The sequence below is a fragment of the Amycolatopsis sp. NPDC006125 genome (genome assembly GCF_040614195.1).
In the GTDB taxonomy this organism is placed as follows: domain Bacteria; phylum Actinomycetota; class Actinomycetes; order Mycobacteriales; family Pseudonocardiaceae; genus Amycolatopsis_E; species Amycolatopsis_E tucumanensis.
In genome coordinates this window covers 33622-49223 of sequence record NZ_JBEXTZ010000068.1, presented here as the reverse complement: position 1 = coordinate 49223, position 15602 = coordinate 33622, and the positions used below count along the sequence as shown (strand labels likewise).

At 72.6% G+C, this 15602-nt stretch carries 15 protein-coding genes and 1 pseudogene; 9 read left to right on the top strand and 7 right to left on the bottom strand.

Annotated features, from left to right (window positions below; all coding sequences use genetic code 11):
• The first annotated feature begins 31 nt into the window (after positions 1-31).
• The 6 genes and pseudogenes from ABZ193_RS29265 (at position 32) to ABZ193_RS29240 (ending at position 5785) form a co-directional block, all read left to right on the top strand.
• The gene (locus ABZ193_RS29265; RefSeq protein ID WP_354712242.1) at positions 32-1042 is read left to right on the top strand and encodes an alpha/beta hydrolase; all 1011 of its coding nucleotides are present in this window, start codon (positions 32-34) and stop codon (positions 1040-1042) included.
• 162 nt (positions 1043-1204) lie between these two features.
• Positions 1205-1490: pseudogene (locus ABZ193_RS29260) on the top strand (enoyl-CoA hydratase); the annotation flags it as partial.
• Positions 1491-1505: 15 nt separating this feature from the next.
• Complete coding sequence (locus ABZ193_RS29255) at positions 1506-3143, top strand: ABC-F family ATP-binding cassette domain-containing protein (protein ID WP_020420864.1); 1638 nt, start codon at positions 1506-1508, stop codon at positions 3141-3143.
• Positions 3144-3281: 138 nt separating this feature from the next.
• Positions 3282-3773: an NTF2-like N-terminal transpeptidase domain-containing protein gene (locus ABZ193_RS29250; protein WP_354712241.1), complete on the top strand. Its 492-nt coding sequence runs from the start codon at positions 3282-3284 to the stop codon at positions 3771-3773.
• A complete protein-coding gene (locus ABZ193_RS29245) occupies positions 3767-4837 on the top strand; it encodes a penicillin-binding transpeptidase domain-containing protein (protein ID WP_354712240.1) in 1071 nt (356 codons plus the stop codon). Before ABZ193_RS29250 ends, ABZ193_RS29245 begins: the two co-directional genes overlap by 7 nt.
• 105 nt (positions 4838-4942) lie before the next feature.
• Entirely contained in the window at positions 4943-5785 is an 843-nt protein-coding gene (locus tag ABZ193_RS29240) for a phosphatidylinositol-specific phospholipase C/glycerophosphodiester phosphodiesterase family protein (RefSeq protein WP_354712239.1), read from the top strand.
• A gap of 290 nt (positions 5786-6075) precedes the next feature.
• Here the strand turns inward: ABZ193_RS29240 and ABZ193_RS29235 are convergent, their stop codons facing one another.
• Positions 6076-6828: an NPP1 family protein gene (locus ABZ193_RS29235; RefSeq protein ID WP_027936266.1), complete on the bottom strand. Its 753-nt coding sequence runs from the start codon at positions 6826-6828 to the stop codon at positions 6076-6078.
• 143 nt (positions 6829-6971) lie between these two features.
• Between ABZ193_RS29235 and ABZ193_RS29230 the strand changes: the two genes are divergently transcribed.
• Positions 6972-8180: a YncE family protein gene (locus tag ABZ193_RS29230; RefSeq protein WP_354712238.1), complete on the top strand. Its 1209-nt coding sequence runs from the start codon at positions 6972-6974 to the stop codon at positions 8178-8180.
• Positions 8181-8184: 4 nt separating this feature from the next.
• Here the strand turns inward: ABZ193_RS29230 and ABZ193_RS29225 are convergent, their stop codons facing one another.
• On the bottom strand, positions 8185-8676 hold the full coding sequence (locus tag ABZ193_RS29225) for a MarR family transcriptional regulator (protein ID WP_020420869.1): 492 nt from the start codon (positions 8674-8676) through the stop codon (positions 8185-8187).
• An 89-nt stretch (positions 8677-8765) separates the two neighbouring features.
• On the opposite strand from ABZ193_RS29225, the gene ABZ193_RS29220 reads away from it, so the two are divergent.
• Entirely contained in the window at positions 8766-9677 is a 912-nt protein-coding gene (locus ABZ193_RS29220) for an NADP-dependent oxidoreductase (RefSeq protein WP_237335395.1), read from the top strand.
• A gap of 7 nt (positions 9678-9684) precedes the next feature.
• Here ABZ193_RS29220 and ABZ193_RS29215 read toward each other — a convergent pair whose 3' ends face one another.
• From ABZ193_RS29215 to ABZ193_RS29205, 3 genes are all read right to left on the bottom strand, one after another.
• The gene (locus ABZ193_RS29215) at positions 9685-10647 is read right to left on the bottom strand and encodes a DUF916 domain-containing protein (RefSeq protein ID WP_354712237.1); all 963 of its coding nucleotides are present in this window, start codon (positions 10645-10647) and stop codon (positions 9685-9687) included.
• A 59-nt stretch (positions 10648-10706) separates the two neighbouring features.
• Positions 10707-12263 (bottom strand): metallophosphoesterase family protein, encoded by a 1557-nt coding sequence (locus ABZ193_RS29210; protein WP_354712236.1) that lies wholly within the window; start codon positions 12261-12263, stop codon positions 10707-10709.
• A 121-nt stretch (positions 12264-12384) separates the two neighbouring features.
• Positions 12385-13584 (bottom strand): HupE/UreJ family protein, encoded by a 1200-nt coding sequence (locus ABZ193_RS29205; RefSeq protein WP_354712235.1) that lies wholly within the window; start codon positions 13582-13584, stop codon positions 12385-12387.
• Positions 13585-13724: 140 nt separating this feature from the next.
• Between ABZ193_RS29205 and ABZ193_RS29200 the strand changes: the two genes are divergently transcribed.
• Entirely contained in the window at positions 13725-14378 is a 654-nt protein-coding gene (locus ABZ193_RS29200) for a hypothetical protein (RefSeq protein ID WP_354712234.1), read from the top strand.
• Between the two features lies 1 nt (position 14379).
• Here the strand turns inward: ABZ193_RS29200 and ABZ193_RS29195 are convergent, their stop codons facing one another.
• Positions 14380-15240 carry an RNA polymerase sigma-70 factor gene (locus ABZ193_RS29195; protein WP_020420875.1) on the bottom strand — a complete coding sequence of 287 codons (861 nt, stop codon included), beginning with the start codon at positions 15238-15240 and terminating at the stop codon, positions 14380-14382.
• 55 nt (positions 15241-15295) lie between these two features.
• Positions 15296-15478 (bottom strand): hypothetical protein, encoded by a 183-nt coding sequence (locus tag ABZ193_RS29190; RefSeq protein WP_237335398.1) that lies wholly within the window; start codon positions 15476-15478, stop codon positions 15296-15298.
• Between the last annotated feature and the right edge of the window lie 124 nt (positions 15479-15602).

Here is a 15602-nt window from a genome sequence, read left to right as displayed (position 1 = left end):
AGGTGAATAGGTATTCAGTTATCCTGCTGACGTGATCAACCGGCTCATCGCCCTCGCTGGCACCGCCGCCTCCCAGCGCGGGCGATGGCGCCACCTCTCCGCGCGGGCCGGTGAGGGCCGCATGAGCTCGTGGCAGTCCCGGCTGCTGGCGCAGGCCACGTCCCGCACCATCCGGCCCCTGATCGCCCGCGCGCCGATCACCCCGCTCACCCTCCGGGGCGCGCGCTGGGCCATCGACCGCGCGGTCGCGGGCACCGGCCGCCTCCCGGCCGGCACCACCTGGCGCCGAATCGAACTTCCCGCGTGCGGCGCCGAGTTCGTGTGCCCCGCCGAACCGGCCGCCGTCACCGTGCTCTACTTCCACGGCGGTGGCTTCATCGCCGGCTCCGCGCGCGCCTGGCGTCCCTTCGTGGCCGGTCTGCGGATGCCCGTCCTGTCCGTCGACTACCGCCTGGCCCCTGAACACCGCATCAGCGACGCGATCGGCGACGGCCTGTCCGCCTACCGCTGGCTGATCGAGCACACCAGCACCCCGGTCGTCTTCGCGGGTGACTCCGCCGGCGGTGGGCTCGCGATCTCCGTCGCGCTGCGCGCCCGCGACGAAGGTCTTCCCGTGCCGGACGGTCTCGCGGTGATCTCGCCGTGGGCCGAACTCGGGCCGGCTCGCCCGGGCCCCGCCGACGCGCTGCTGTCGACCGCCTGCGTCGACCGGGTCGTCCGGCTCTGCGGCACCGGGCCGGAACCGTCGGCGGCGCGGGCCGACCTGCGCGGGCTGCCACCCACGCTCGTCGTCGCCGGGGAGCGGGACCTGCTCGCCGCCGACAGCCACCTCGTCGCGCGGCGGTTGCGTGACGCCGGCGTGCGCTGCGAACTCCGCGTCTGGCCGGGACAGGGCCACGCGTTCCCGCTCGCCCGCGCCCTCCCCGAGTCCGCCGCCGCACTGGCAGCGATCACCAGTTTCCTCACTACCCGGAGCAGATCCCCATGCCCCACACCGCCGTCGAGTACGCCGTCCGCGACAAGGTCGCGACCATCACCCTGAACCGGCCCGCCGCGCGCAACGGCTACACCGTCACTATGGCGGGGGCAGCAGGATCGTGGCGCCCACGCCGACGGCCGCGCCCTGGACGGCGGCGATGACCGGCTTGTTCATTGCGCAAATCGCGATCATGCACCGGCTCAGGGGCTCCACGAAGGACTCGTCGACTACCGGCTCGCCACCGCCGACGCGCGGTTCGGGTTCGTCTTCACCCGCCGCGGCATCGTCCCGGAGGGCGCCTCGACCTGGTTCCTGCCGAGGCTGGTGGGCATGGCGAATTCGCGACCGGCTCGCCGGCCGCGCGCACGAGCTTGCGCGGGAACTGGCCGCCACGGTCGCCCCGGTGTCGGTCGCGCTCACCCGGCTCATCGCGGAGATCCTCACCAGCCCGGACGCCGACTTCCCCGGGCGCGTCAGCACCGACCTGCCGGACCACCTGACCTGGCCCTGAAGTTAGGGTTGCCCGGTGAGTGCGACCCTCCAGGCCAAGGACCTGACCGCGGGCCACGGGCACCGCACCCTCTTCTCCGGTCTCGACCTGGTGGTGGCGCCCGGTGACGTCGTCGGGCTGGTCGGCGTCAACGGCGCGGGCAAGTCCACGCTGCTGCGGATCCTCGCCGGGGTCGACAAGCCCGAGGCGGGCGAGGTCCGGCTCACCCCGCCCGCGGCGACCGTCGGGTACCTGCCGCAGGAACCGGAACGCAGGCCGGGCGAGTCGGTGCGCGAGTTCCTGGCTCGGCGCACCTCGGTCGCGGCGGCGCAGGCGGAGCTGGACGCGGCCACCGAGGCGCTGACCGCGGGCGCCGACGGAGCCGACGACCGCTACGCCGTCGCCCTCGACCGGTGGCTGGCGCTGGGCGGCGCGGACCTCGACCACCGCGCCGAGGAGGTCGCGGTCGAGCTGGGCCTGTCGGTGGACCTCGACCAGCCCATGACGTCGCTGTCCGGCGGGCAGGCCGCCCGCGCCGGGCTCGCGTCGCTGCTGCTCAGCCGCTACGACGTGTTCCTGCTCGACGAGCCGACCAACGACCTCGACCTGGACGGCCTGGCGCGGCTCGAGCGGTTCGTCACCGGGCTGCGCGCGGCGACCGTGCTGGTCAGCCACGACCGGGAGTTCCTCGCCCGCACCGTCGACCAGGTGCTGGAGCTGGACCTGCCGCAGCAGCAGGTGCGGCTCTACGGCGGCGGGTACGAGTCGTACCTGGAGGAGCGCGCCGTGGCGCGGCGGCACGCGCGCGAGAACTACGAGGAGTACGCGGCGACGCGCGCTTCGCTGGAGGAGCGGGCGCGCACGCAGCGCGCCTGGATGGAGAAGGGCGTCCGCAACGCCCGCCGCAAGGCCGCGGACAACGACAAGGCCGGCCGCAAGTTCCGCGCGGAGGCCACCGAGAAGCAGGCCGCGAAGGCCCGCCAGACCGACCGGATGATCGAACGGCTGGAGGCCGTCGAGGAGCCGCGCAAGGAGTGGGAGCTGCGGATGGAGATCGCCGCGGCTCCGCGGGCCGGCGCGGTCGTGGCGACGCTGCGGGGAGCCGTGGTGCGGCGGGACGCGTTCACCCTCGGGCCGGTGGACCTGCAGATCGACTGGGCCGACCGGGTGGCGATCACCGGTGCGAACGGGGCAGGCAAGTCGACGCTGCTGGCCGCGCTGCTCGGGCGGGTCCCGCTCGACGCCGGGTCGGCGTCGCTGGGGTCCGGGGTGGAGGTCGGCGAGGTCGACCAGGCGCGCCGGCTGTTCCTCGGCGACCTGCCGCTGGCCGAGGCGTTCGCGCGGGAGGTCCCGTCCCTCGCCGACGCCGACGTCCGGACGCTGCTCGCGAAGTTCGGCCTGGCGGCGGCGCACGTGCTCCGCCCCGCGGCGACGCTGTCCCCGGGCGAGCGCACCCGCGCGGCGCTCGCGCTGCTGCAGGCGCGCGGGGTGAACCTGCTGGTACTGGACGAGCCGACCAACCACCTCGACCTGCCCGCCATCGAGCAGCTGGAGTCCGCTTTGGACAGCTACCGGGGCACGCTGCTGCTGGTGACCCACGACCGGCGCATGCTGGAGGCGGTCCACGTGACCCGGCGGCTGGAGGTCGTGGACGGCAAGGTCACCGAGCTCTGAGCCGTGACTTTCTCCGCGCCCGCGACGAGGTGACGCGCCCGGGCAGGGGGCGCACGCTGCGGCGATATCGGTTCACGTATCGCCGCACGGGTGGCGTGGTCTTGGACAGGCGTACCACTTCGGTGCTGGGGTGGCGCCATGAGAACGAAGAAGTGGCTGCTGACCTGCGGCGTGGTCGCGGTGATCGCGATCGTCACGGCAGCGATCGTGGTTCTGCGTGGCCGCCCGGGCGGCGCACCCGCCGGGGACGGTGTCGCGGCGGCGGTCGGGCAGTACCTGCGCGCGTGGTCGGCAGGCGACGACCGGCAGGCCGGTGCGCTGACCGACGATCCCCGTGGCGCCGGCACGGTGCTCGCCGCGTCCCGGTCGGGTCTCGGGGCCTCCGCGGTGACGGCGACGCTCCAGGACGTCAGCGGCGATACCGCGCGCGTCCGTGTCGAGTGGACACTGAGTCAGGGCCGGGTGTGGACCTACGACACCGCGCTGACCGTCGTCCCGGGTGACGGCGCGCCACGCGTGCACTTCACCCCGGCGGCGATCCACCCCGAGCTCGGCGAGGGCGACCGGATGGTCACGCGCTCCGCGGCCACCGGGGTCGCCCTCGTGGACCGGGACGGCGCGCCGTGCTGAGGTGGGGCACGAGCGGCCCGGAGGCCGTCGAACCGTCGCTCGCGCCGTCGATCCTGCCCGGGCTCGGGCGACTGCTCGCGATCGACAGCACTGCCTGGACCGTGTCGCGGGTCGACCGGCAGGGCCGGGAAGAAGTGCTCCACCGCGCCGGGCAGCCGCCCGCAGCGCCGATGAGAACCACGCTGAGCCGCACCGTTCAGCGGGCGGCGCAGGCGGCGGTGGACGGTGCGCCGGGGCCCGCGATGCTGGTCGTGATCCAGCCGTCCACCGGGGACATCCTGGCCGTGGCGCAGAACGCGCAGGTCACCGACGGCAACCCGCTGACCGGCCTGTACGCCCCGGGATCCACGTTCAAGATCGCCACCGTGACCGCGGCGCTGGAACGGGGACTCGCGCGCGCGGACGAGCAACTGCCGTGCCCGGCGACTGTCCGGATCGGGCAGCGGACCATTCCCAACGAGGACCTGTTCGCCTTTCCCTCGCTGCCGTTGCACTCGGCGTTCGCGCACTCGTGCAACACGACCTTCGCGCAACTGGCTTCGCGACTGCCCGCGGACGGGCTGGCCGAGGCGGCCGGACGGCTGGGCCTGAACGCCGACTTCACCATCCCGGGCATCACCACCGAGGCGGGCAAGGTGGTTCCCGCGACCGGCTCGGCCGATCAGGTCGAGTCGGCGATCGGCCAGGGCTCGGTGCAGGCCAGCCCGTTCGGGCTGGCGTTGATGGCGGCGACCGTCGCGGCGGGCGAACCCGTGACGCCGCAACTGGTTCGCGACCGCCCCACGACGGTCAACGAGGGTTACACCGCGCCGTCCCGGAACGTGATCGCCGAGCTGCGGACGATGATGCGGGAGGTCGTCACCGGCGGCACCGCGACCGGCCTGCGGGCGAGCGGAACCGTGCACGGCAAGACGGGCACGGCGCAGTACGGCGACGGCAGCCAGGCGAACGGCTGGTTCGTGGGCTACCGGGGGGACGTCGCGTTCTCGGCGCTGACCCTCGCGACCAACTCGTCGAAGCCCGCCGTCGCGCTGTCCGCGGCCTTCCTGAACCGGCTGCCCTGACCGCCGTGCGGCCCGAAAGATCCGCTTCGCGCCCCGTTCACCCTGGCGACCGGCCCCATCCACCGGCGGTGGCTAGACAGTGTCGGTGCCGGAGAAGGGAAACCGATGAAACGACTGCTGTTGCTGATCTTCGCCGTGGTCGTGGCGGGCGGTGCGCTGCCTGCGACGGCGGCGCCGCGGGTGCAGCCGCTCGAACACGCCCACGCCCACAACGACTACGAGCACGACCGCCCGCTGGCGGATGCTCTCGACCACGGCTTCACCTCGGTCGAGGCCGACGTGTGGCTGGTGGACGACGAACTGCGGGTGGCGCACGACCTCGTCGACGCGCGGCCCGGGCGCACCCTGACCAGCCTGTACCTGAAGCCGCTCGCCCAGCGGGTGCACGCGGGCGGCGGCCGGGTCTACCCGCGGTGGCGCGGGTCGTTCCAGCTGCTGATCGACATCAAGAGCGACGGCCCGTCGACGTACCAGGCCGTGGACGCGGCGCTGCGCGAGTTCCGGTTCATGCTCACGCGGTGGACCAACGGGCACGAGCGCAGCGGCGCGGTCGAGGTGGTCATCAGCGGCAACCGGCCGCGCGCGGACATGCTGGCGCAGCGCAGCAGGCTGGCGGGCTACGACGGACGGCTGGCCGACCTGGGCACCGGCACGCCGGCCGGTTTCATGCCGCTGGTGAGTGACAACTGGAGCAACGCCTTCACGTGGCAGGGCGTGGGCCCGATGCCGGCGGCCGAGCGGGCGAAGCTGCAGGGGATCGTCGCGCAGGCGCACGAGGCCGGCTACCGGATCCGCTTCTGGGCGACGCCCGACACGCCGGGCGCCGCGCGGGAGGCGGTGTGGCGGGAGCTGCTGGCGGCCGGGGTGGACCACATCAACACGGACGACCTGACCGGGCTGCGGGAGTTCCTGCTGGCCAACGACCCGGCCGAGCGCCGGGCGGCTTGAGCCGTTTCACCACGGAAGGTGGTGGCTGGGCGCGGGCGGCGGCTTGGTTCCGGGGGACGGGCCGCCGCCGGTGCTGGTTTGAATAACCCACCCGGCCTCGGCGGGCCGGACGGTTGAACCCGAGGCGGCTGGGCTTCGGCCCGCCGCCAGCGGCGGGGTCGCACGGCCCGGCCGCGGGATTTCCTGCGGGCCAACGACCCGGCCGAGCGCCGGGCGGCTTGATCCGGTTGGTGAGGGCGGTGCGAGCCGCCCTCACCAACCGTCCGGAACTCGCTGTCCGTCAACCAGTCCTACGCAGCCGGATCGAACGGAATCCCCGCCGGCTTGGCCTTCGCCAGGTTGCTCGCGAACGCGCTGTCCTTGATCGCGAAGCTCGCGGATCCGAAGTCCGCACCCATCAACCGGTCGCGGATGCCCGCCGGGTAGTTGTCCCAGCTCACCAGGTCCGGGTACTGCCACGTGCCGTAGTGGTTTTCCGGCGTCTCGGTCATCCCCGCGAGGCGGAAGCAGTGCGTGCTCGCGCCGTCCTTGTGGTAGACGACCTTCGCGTGCGTGCCCTCCCAGCCGACCTGCGCACGAGGGTAGGTGGAGTACTCGCCGTGCGCGGACACCGACACGTACTCCGCCTGGCCGCCCTGCACCCAGACCACCACGTGCTCGATGTCGTGCCGGTGCCCGCAGCAGTCGATGCCCGGCACCGCCTGGTCCTTCTCGAAGTACAGGTCGTAGACGTAGGCGCACCAGCCGTTGTTGCACTTCGACCGCGAGTACGAGTTCGTGTTGTCCAAATCGGACTGGTCGTGGCAGTTGCCGTTCAGGGCGCCGGAGTTGTTGAGCCCCGGGTTGAGCGTGCCGTCCGGGCCGATGGCGGGCGTCGGGTAGCAGCCGTCGCCGTCGTAGTCGAACGCGGGCTGCCACTTGCCGTCCTCGGCGGCGTAGCTCGCGGGAAGCGCTTTCGGCGGCTCGGCCCACGCGGCGGCGGGCAGCAGGACGGTGAACAGGGTCGCGATCACGGTGACGACAGCGGCTCTTCTCGCGCGCATGACTGACCTTTCCCTCGGCGATCTCGTGGGAAAGTACCGGGATCGATCCACAGCCGGTGGTCCCGCGCGTGAACAAGTGCTTACGGACCGCTCCCGAGTTGCGCTACTCTCCAGTAGGTAGCCGCTTCCAACGGAGGAAGACCATGCGTGCTCGCGCGTTCCTGCTCGGTGCCCTCATGCTCGCCGCCGCGCCCACGGCCGCCACCGCCGAGCCGGCCCTGCAGGAGGTCCTGCTCGTCGGCAACAACTGGGAGGGCACGGCCGACGTCCTCGCCTCGACCGGGGACTTCCACCGCATCGGCCGGATCGACGTCGTCCCGGACAAGGACGAGCGGCTGCGCGAGATTTACCTCAACCCGGTCCGGCTCGCGTTCTTCCTGGGCATCCGCGAGACCGTGGGCGAGGGGCACGACCAGTTCGTCGACGACATGTACTCCACCCCCGACGGCTCCGCGATCGTGGTGTCCCGCCCCAGTTTCGCCGACGTGGTCTCGATCGACACCGGCACCGGCGCGATCAACTGGCGCTTCCCGGTCTCCGGTTTCCGCGCCGACCACATGGCCGTCTCGCCGGACGGGCTGCGGGTCGCGGTGTCGGCGTCCACCAGCAACCGGGTGCACGTGCTGGACATCCGCACCGGCGCGGAACTGGGCTCGTTCGCCACCGGCGACAAGCCGCACGAAAACGTTTTCTCCGCCGACGGCCGCTACCTGTGGAACATGTCCATCGGGGAGGTCAACAACGACCTCGACGCGCCGTTCCTGGACCCGCTGAAGGGCGATCGCCGCATCACCGTGGTCGACGCCACCACGTTCCGGCAGGTGCGGATCATCGACATGCGGCCGCGGCTGGACGCCTTCGGGGCCGACAACTCCGACGCCGTGCGCCCGGTCGCGTTCAGCCCGGACGAGTCGGTGCTCTACTTCCAGGTGTCGTTCTTCAACGGCTTCTTCGAGTACGACGTGCCCGGCGACCGGATCAGCCGCGTGAAGACGCTGCCGAAGAACCCGGCGACCAGCGACGACCGCACCACGTTCGTCAACGACTCGCGCCACCACGGCCTGTCGATGAACCCCGCGGGCACGAAGCTGTGCGTGGCGGGCACGATGGACGACTACGCGACGGTGGTCGACCGCGCCACCCTGCGGGAGGGCCCGCTGGTGACGGCGAGCAAGCCGTACTGGGCCACGGTCAGCGGCGACGGCGCCGCGTGCGTCATCTCCGAGAGCGGGACCGACCAGGTGACCGCGATCGACTTCGCGACCGGGCAGAAGATCACGTCCGTGCCGGTGGGCGACCACCCGCAGCGGGTGCGGCTGGCTCACCTCCCGGCTGGCTGGACCGGGGTCTGACCGGTCAGGTCTTCTTGCGGCGCGCGGTGGCCGAGCGCGGCGGAGCGGCGCGCATCCGCTCGCGCACCCCGCTCAGGATGCCGCTCAGGGTGGTGAGGTCCCGCCGGGACAGCCCCTCGAACAGCATCGTGCGCACCACGTCGACGTGGCCGGGCAGGACGCGGTTCACCATGTCCCGGCCGGCGTCGGTGATCGTCACCGTCACGCTGCGCTCGTCGTCCTCGGACTGGCGGCGCGTGACCAGCCCGGCCTTGTCCAGCAGCCCGGCCTGGTAGGTCAGGCCGCTGCGGCTGTAGACGACCCCGTCGGCCAGGTCGGTCATCCGCTGGCTGCCGCCGGGGGAGTTCGCGAGCCGGGCGAGGATCTGGAACTGCACCCAGCTCAGCGGCCCGCTCGCGCGCAGCTGCTGCTCCACCGCGTGCTGCAGGAGGCTGCTGACCTCCATCAGCGCGAAGTACGCGTCCAGCTGCTCCGAGTCGAGTGCGTCGTGGCTCACGCCCGGAATTCTACTTGCTTCGACTTCGAAGCGAGCTATGGTCGGGATGTGCTTCGAATTCGGAGCAAATGTCGAATCGAGGAGTGATCATGAGAGCAGTGCGGTACAGCGAGTACGGCGGCCCGGACGTCCTGCGCCACGAGGAGGCCGAGCGGCCCCAGCCAGGGCCGGGCCAGGTGCTGGTGCGGGTCGCGGGCACCAGCTTCAACGGTGTGGACGCCCTGGTCCGCGCCGGTGTGCTGCAGGAGGTCTTCCCGGTGCGCCTGCCCCACATCCCGGGCGTGGACGTGGCCGGGACCGTCGAGGAGACCGGCGACGGCGTGACCGGCTTCCGGCCCGGCGACGCGGTGATCGGGTTCCTGCCGATCGTCGACGGCGGCGCGGCGGCCGAGTACGTGCTGGCCCCAGCCGAGGTGCTGGCGGCCGCGCCGGAGTCCGTTCCGCTGGCCGACGCCGCGGCGCTTCCGGTGGTGGGCCTCACCGCGTGGCAGGGGCTGTTCGAGCTCGGCCAGGTGCGGCCGGGACAGCGCGTGCTGGTGCACGGCGCGGGCGGCGCCGTCGGCGGTTACGCGGTGCAGCTGGCGGCCCAGGCCGGGGCGACGGTCATCGCCACCGCCCGCGACGAGCACGCCGATCGGCTACGGTCCAACGGCGCGGCGCAGGTCGTCGGCCGCGAGGCGTTCGGCGAGGTGCGGGAGCCGGTCGACGTGGTGCTGAACCTGGCGCCGGAGACCCCGCCCGAGCTGACCGCGCTGGTGCGCGCGGGCGGGATCGTGGTGACCAGCGCGACGCCGCCGGAACCCGACGAGGCCCGCGGCGTGCGCGCCGAGCGTGTGTTCGTCCGCAGCGACGCCGCGCAGCTCCGGCACCTCGCGGAGGAGGTCGACGCCGGGCGGCTGCGCATCCACGTCGCCGACCGCCGCCCGCTCGCCGAACTGCCCGCGGTCCACGAGGCGGCCGGCGCCGGGAAGCTCGCCGGCAAGACGGTGCTCGTGCCCTGACCGGCGGTCAGGCGGTGGGCACCGGGTCGGCGGGCTCCTCCCGGGGAGCCCCCTTGCGGTTCCTGGTCCGGCGCCGGACCAGGAACACGACCACCACCAGTCCACACAGGACGATCACCAGCGGCACCCACGGCACTGCCCACCCGTTCCCGGTGGCCGCCACGGCGGGCAGCACCGCCGTCGAACCGGCCGCGTCGGTCAGCAGCGGGGTGAGCGTGACGCTCCCGGCCAACCACACCGCGGGCACCACCCCGTGCACCGGAACCGAGACCGGCCACTTCTCCCCGGGCAGCAGGGACGGCGTGTCGGCGACCGGATCCGCCGCGCGGGACCAGCTGCCGAACGGCCCCGACACCGAGGCCGACTGCCGCACCGCGACGATCGCGTTCCCGGTGTTGTGCACCGTGTACGTCAGCACCGCGTCGCCACCCGAGTAGTCCACGCGGACGTCCTCGGCCGAGACACCGGGCGCCAGCGCGCCCCCGACGCGCAGCCGGATCCGGATGCCCACCCGCCGCTCCACACCGTCCTGGACCAGCGACGTCACGATGCCGCCCATCCGGTCGCCCGGCGTCGCTCCGGCGGGCACCGCCAGCGTGAACGACACCTCGCTCGATTGTCCCGGTTGGACGGTCACGTTGCCGGTCGCCGGGGACACCCACGCGCCGACACCCGTCGACGCGGTGTCCCGGGTGAGGAGGTCCAGCTTGCCCTGCGCGGTGGTGAACGCGTCGGCGGCGTAGACGGCCAGTTCGAGCGGCGCACTGCCGTTGTTGGTGACGACCAGGCCGTCCGTGAGCTGTTCGCCCGGGTCCAGGGTGTAGTTGTAGTTCACCCGGTCCGAGCCGAACTCGCCGTCGGCCGTCGCCACCGACCAGGGCACGTCGTCCTGCGCGGCGGCGGGCACCGCGCCCGTCAGCACGGCGAACAACGCGGCCGCCGCCGCGGCGGCCGCTCGAAGAGTCAGCATGGGACAGTCCTAACCGGAGAGGGCGGGCGCCCCGGGGGGACGCCCGCCCGGTGGAAAACTCAGCTCAGCGCGGTGACGGTGGCCTTGCCGTCCCTCGGCTCCTGGCCGACCCAGTCGGGACGGCCGGGCTTACCGCCGTGGCCGTGACCCCGGTCGCCGGTGGTGTGGATGACCACCTTGTCGACGAGCGAGCCGACCGGCCGCGCGGGCGTCGCGCCGCTGTCCGGCCCGCACCACGACACCCGGCCCAGCTCCACCGCGGCGTTCGGCGCCGCACAGGTGCCGCTGCGCACGTTCTCGACCACGAGCTTGTCGTCGCGCACCTGGACCTTCACGTAGGTGCGGACGTGCTCCTGGTTCTCCACCGAGTTGGCCCAGTGGTGGTCCGGGTTCAGCGGGTCCGGACCGTAGTTCGGGTCCTTGCTGGTGTCCGGCGCGGTCAGGTCGTAGTACTTCGAGCCGGACGCCGAGTTCGCCGTCACGTAGATGACGCCGCCCGGGCCCTGGACCACCTGCGTGGCGCCGGGCTGCTCGGCCGGGTTCGCCTTCTGCCCGTTCTTGATCTCGTAGCTGCGCGAGTAGCTGTGGTCGTGGCCCTGCAGGACCAGGTCGACCCCGAGGTTGGAGAACGCGGTGGGGAAGTCCTTGCGGCGCTGCTGGTTGTCCGTGTCGTTGGCGTGGTCGGCGGGCGAGTAGATCGAGTGGTGGTAGACGAGCACGATGTGCTTGGCGTCCTTGCCGTGCTCGTGGATCACGTCGGTGACGTAGTCGATGTGCGCCTCGTCCGAACCGGCGGCGTAGGCGTTGCTGTTCAGGTCGACGAACAGCACGTCCTTGTAGATGTACCAGTAGTCGCCGCCGGAGCGCGCCGCGGCGTCACCGTTGTAGAACGGCGCGGAGCGGTCCGTGTTCGGGGTCCAGAAGTGCTGCTCGTAGGCCTTGCCGCCGACGTCGTGGTTGCCGATCGTGGCCGCCCACGGGTACTGGCGCAGCCTGTCGGAGGCGAGGAACGCGTCCCACTGCGTCTCGTTGTTCGCCGACTCGACCTGGTCGCCGCCGGAGACCAGCAGCTCGGCGTCCGGGTTCGCGGTCAGCGCCACGTTCAGCGTGTCCGCCCAGCCCGCGCCGTCGCGGGCGGTGTCGCCGGACGAGCCGATCTGCGGGTCGCCGAAGAACAGGAAGTCGAAGTCGCCCTTGAACTTCTGCGTGCGGAACGTGTAGACGGGCGACCAGCCGCCCTCGGTGCCCACGCGGTAGGCGTACTCGGTGTTCTGCTTCAGGCCGTTGATGGTGGCGTGCCCGTTGTAGCCGCCGTTGACCGTGTTCACGGCGACGGTGGCGGGGAACGTGGTGGCGTTCCGGGGGAATTGCCCGTTGCGCACCTTCGACGCCGGGGCGACCTGCACGACCTGGGCGGTGTTCGCCGAGGTGTACCAGCTCACCACGCGCTGCGACTCGGTGGCGCCGACGCCCAGGACGATCCCGGCCGGCTTGGCGGTTTCGGCGGCGCCGGCCGTGGTGACCAGACTGCTGCCGAACACCACCGTGACGCCGAGGACCGCCGCGGCGGCGCCGCGGGCCACACGACGCCGATCGCCCGATCTGGAGTTTTTCATCAGTTCCGTCCGTTTCGGATTCGACGGGGTTGGGAAGATCGACTGGAGCGTCGTCCGCGTCCGTGTGCCCTAGGTGAACGGAACCGGTCGCACCGGTGTCCGGTCCTCGAAGAACGTGAGGTCACAGACCGGAAATCCGCTCGCCGAACCACAAAAGCCCCATCACCGTCACGCCCGCGGCGATCGCGCCGGTGGCCCAGCGGCCGACGACCGGCGAGCGGCGGCGCAGCAGCGCCAGCAACGGGAAGGCGATCGCGATGATCGCCAGCTGCACCACCTCGATGCCGACGTTGAACACCAGCAGTGACCACAGCAGCGACCACGACCACGCCTGCTCGATGCCCAGCGCGCCGGCGAAACCGAGTCCGTGCACGAGTCCGAAGCAGAACGTCACCCCGAGGCGCGCCCACCCGGTGCGGTCCAGCGCGAAGCGGCCGGACGCCTCCAGATCGATCGCGTCCGCGCCGCGCCGCCACCACCGCCACAGCGGCCAGGCGGCGACGATCGCGATCGACAACGCGATCACCGGTTCGACGAACGCGTCCGGCACCCGGACTGCCCCGAGCGCGGCGAGGATGAAGGTGATCGAGTGGGCGAGCGTGAACGTGGTGGCCGCCAGCACGATCTCGCGCGGGCGGCGGGAACCGGCGATCAGCGCCAGCAGGAACAGGATGTGGTCGATCCCGGTGAGCAGGTGCTCGGCGCCCAGCCGGAAGAACTCCCAGAACCGCTGCGCTCCGGACTGTTCGGTGGAGAACGACGGGTGCGCCGCGTCCAGCGCGGCGCTGCCCGAGGTCAGGTCCAGGTCGTAGGTCACGATGGTCTTGGTGTCGCGGACGTAGCCTTCGGCGTCGGGGAACAGTCCACTGCGGACCTCGTGCACCGTCGACACCGGACACCGGACATCCAGGACGAGACGGGCGTACGGGACGCCTTCCCGTTCCTCCATGGTGAATCCGCCGTCCTGCACCGGGGTGCAGGCGCTGCCCTGCGCGGTCACGGCGAAGCGCTCCGCCACGTACTTCAGGACAGTGCCGGCGTGCGCGTCCAGCGCGGCGGCCTGCGCGACGGGATCACGGGCCTCGAACGCCGCGGTGCCCTGGCGGAACAGCGGATCGTCGTCCTCGTAGTCGGCGGCGGAGATGACCAGCAGGTCGTACTCCAGTCCCAGTTCGACGCGGACGTGCCCGGGGCCGGGCGAGGTGAGTCCGGCGTAGACGGTCGAGGTGAACCCGTGCGAGGCGGCCGGCGCGGCGGTCAGGACGAGAGCCACGGCCGCGGCGGCGACAGCGAAAGCGGCGCGTCTGAGGGGGCGGGACATGCCCGCACACTGCTCGCCGGAGGTGAACGGCCGACGGCTGCCGGGCGAACAGGCGGCGGACGGATCCCGACGACAGCCGCCGCGCCGCCGGTGATCGGGTAGGAATGGGACATCCCCTGTCCCCGTGGAGGAAGATTCCCGTGCGCGTTCCCGCTGCCGGTGTGCTCGCCGCGATCGCCGTGCTGCTGACCGGGTGCGGCCCGTCCGGCGACTGGTCCGGACCACACGCGGCGCCCGGTCCGGTCGGGACGCTCGCGCCCGGCTTCGTGACCGCGCCGCCCACCCCGGAGGCGACGATCACCCCGAGCCCCGGCTCCTGGGACGGCGTGCGCCCGGCGCCCGGTTACCGCGTCGTCCTGCTCACCGCGGGGGACGACGCGCCGACGAAGACGCTCACCGACGCCGTGATCGCGTGGGCGGAGGCGGAAGAGGTCAGCTTGAAGACGGTCACGGCCGCCGGGCCGGACGACTACGTCCCGGGCATCAGCCGGGCGATGGACCTGAAGCCGGACCTGATCATCGCGGCGGGCAACGCGCTGGTCGACCCGCTCGCGCTGGTCACCGCCAGCCACCTGGACCAGCAGTTCCTCGTGCTCGGCGCGGAACTGGCCGAGCCGACGGAGAACGTGACGGCGGCGAACTGGCCCGGCGCCTCCTTCCGCGGCGAAGGCCTGGACATGTCCTCCTCCTTCGACGCGGCGTCGTTCACGCCCGCCCGGGCCGCCGCCGCGGTCCGGGCGGGCGTGGCGAGCGTCCTCAACCACCTGACGGGCATCGTCGTCCGGCTCCCGTAGGTCACCGCCGCAGCTCGGCCACCTTGTCCAGCCAGCCCAGCTTGTGCGGGTTGTTGATCCCGTAGATGCGGGTGATCCGGCCGTCCTCGACGACGAGGCTCAGCGCGGCGGCGGCGCCCGCCACGTCGAGCCGGACGCCCGGCATGCCGTTGACCCAGGTCGCGCTCGCGGTGAAGCCGGTGAGCTCGGCGGCGCGCGCGAGCAGCGTCGCGACCCGCTCGGCGCCGACGACCGGCTTGCGCGCGGCGGGCACCACGCCGCCGCCGTCGGAGATCACGACCACGTCCGGGGCGAGCACGTCGACCAGGCCCTGCACGTCGCCGTTGGACACGGCGGCGAGGAAGCGCTCCACGGCCGCCTCCTGCTGCGCCCGGTCGACCTGCATGCGCGGCCGCCGCGCGGCGACGTGCTCGCGGGCGCGGTGCGCGATCTGCCGGACCGCGGCGGTGCTCTTGCCGAGCGCCTCGGCGATCTCGCCGTAGGGCACGTCGAACACGTCGTGCAGCACGAACACCGCACGCTCCGCCGGCCCCAGCGTCTCCAGGACGGTGAGCATCGCGATCGACACGTTCTCCGCGAGCTCCACGTCCTCGGCCACGTCGGGGGTGGTGAGCAGCGGTTCGGGCAGCCACTCGCCGATGTAGTCCTCGCGCCGCCGGTACACCGAGCGGAGCCGGTTCAGCGCCTGCCGCGTCACCACGCGGACCAGGTAGGCCCGCGGGTCCCGCACCTCCGCCTGGTCCACGTCGGCCCAGCGCAGCCAGGTCTCCTGCACGACGTCCTCGGCGTCGGCGGCCGAGCCGAGCATCTCGTAGGCCACGGTGAACAGCAGGCTGCGGTGGGTGACGAACGGGTCGGTCAACGTTCCTCCTCTGGTCGTTGCCCATCCAGACACCGGCGGCCGCCCGGATGTGACATCACCGCTCCCGCCGGCCGTCGGCGATGGCCCTCAGCGCGGACTTGAAGACGCGGTAGGTGTCGTCGCCCAGCTCGCGGCGGTGCCGGTCCTCGATGACGGCGAGGATGGCGTGCGCCTTGGCAATCTCGTCCAGCCCGGTCTCGTCCAGCCCCGTCTCGCTCGGCCCGGTCTCGCTCAGCATGACGAGCTTCGCGCGGCGTCGCCGGTCAGCACGGCCAGCACCGTGCCGTCCCGGGTTCACCTGGGGTGGCCCTGCTCGCCGAGGCGGTGGAACAGCTCCTCCCGCAGCCTGCGGCTCAGTCGTC

Excerpts from the sequence above, each read along its gene's own strand:
- ABZ193_RS29250 (WP_354712241.1), top strand. The coding sequence starts at position 3,282 with ATGAGAACGAAGAAGTGGCTGCTGACCTGCGGCGTGGTCGCGGTGATC.
- ABZ193_RS29240 (WP_354712239.1), top strand. The coding sequence starts at position 4,943 with ATGAAACGACTGCTGTTGCTGATCTTCGCCGTGGTCGTGGCGGGCGGT.
- ABZ193_RS29235 (WP_027936266.1), bottom strand. The coding sequence starts at position 6,828 with ATGCGCGCGAGAAGAGCCGCTGTCGTCACCGTGATCGCGACCCTGTTC.
- ABZ193_RS29230 (WP_354712238.1), top strand. The coding sequence starts at position 6,972 with ATGCGTGCTCGCGCGTTCCTGCTCGGTGCCCTCATGCTCGCCGCCGCG.
- ABZ193_RS29220 (WP_237335395.1), top strand. The coding sequence starts at position 8,766 with ATGAGAGCAGTGCGGTACAGCGAGTACGGCGGCCCGGACGTCCTGCGC.
- ABZ193_RS29215 (WP_354712237.1), bottom strand. The coding sequence starts at position 10,647 with ATGCTGACTCTTCGAGCGGCCGCCGCGGCGGCGGCCGCGTTGTTCGCC.
- ABZ193_RS29210 (WP_354712236.1), bottom strand. The coding sequence starts at position 12,263 with ATGAAAAACTCCAGATCGGGCGATCGGCGTCGTGTGGCCCGCGGCGCC.
- ABZ193_RS29205 (WP_354712235.1), bottom strand. The coding sequence starts at position 13,584 with ATGTCCCGCCCCCTCAGACGCGCCGCTTTCGCTGTCGCCGCCGCGGCC.
- ABZ193_RS29190 (WP_237335398.1), bottom strand. The coding sequence starts at position 15,478 with ATGCTGAGCGAGACCGGGCCGAGCGAGACGGGGCTGGACGAGACCGGG.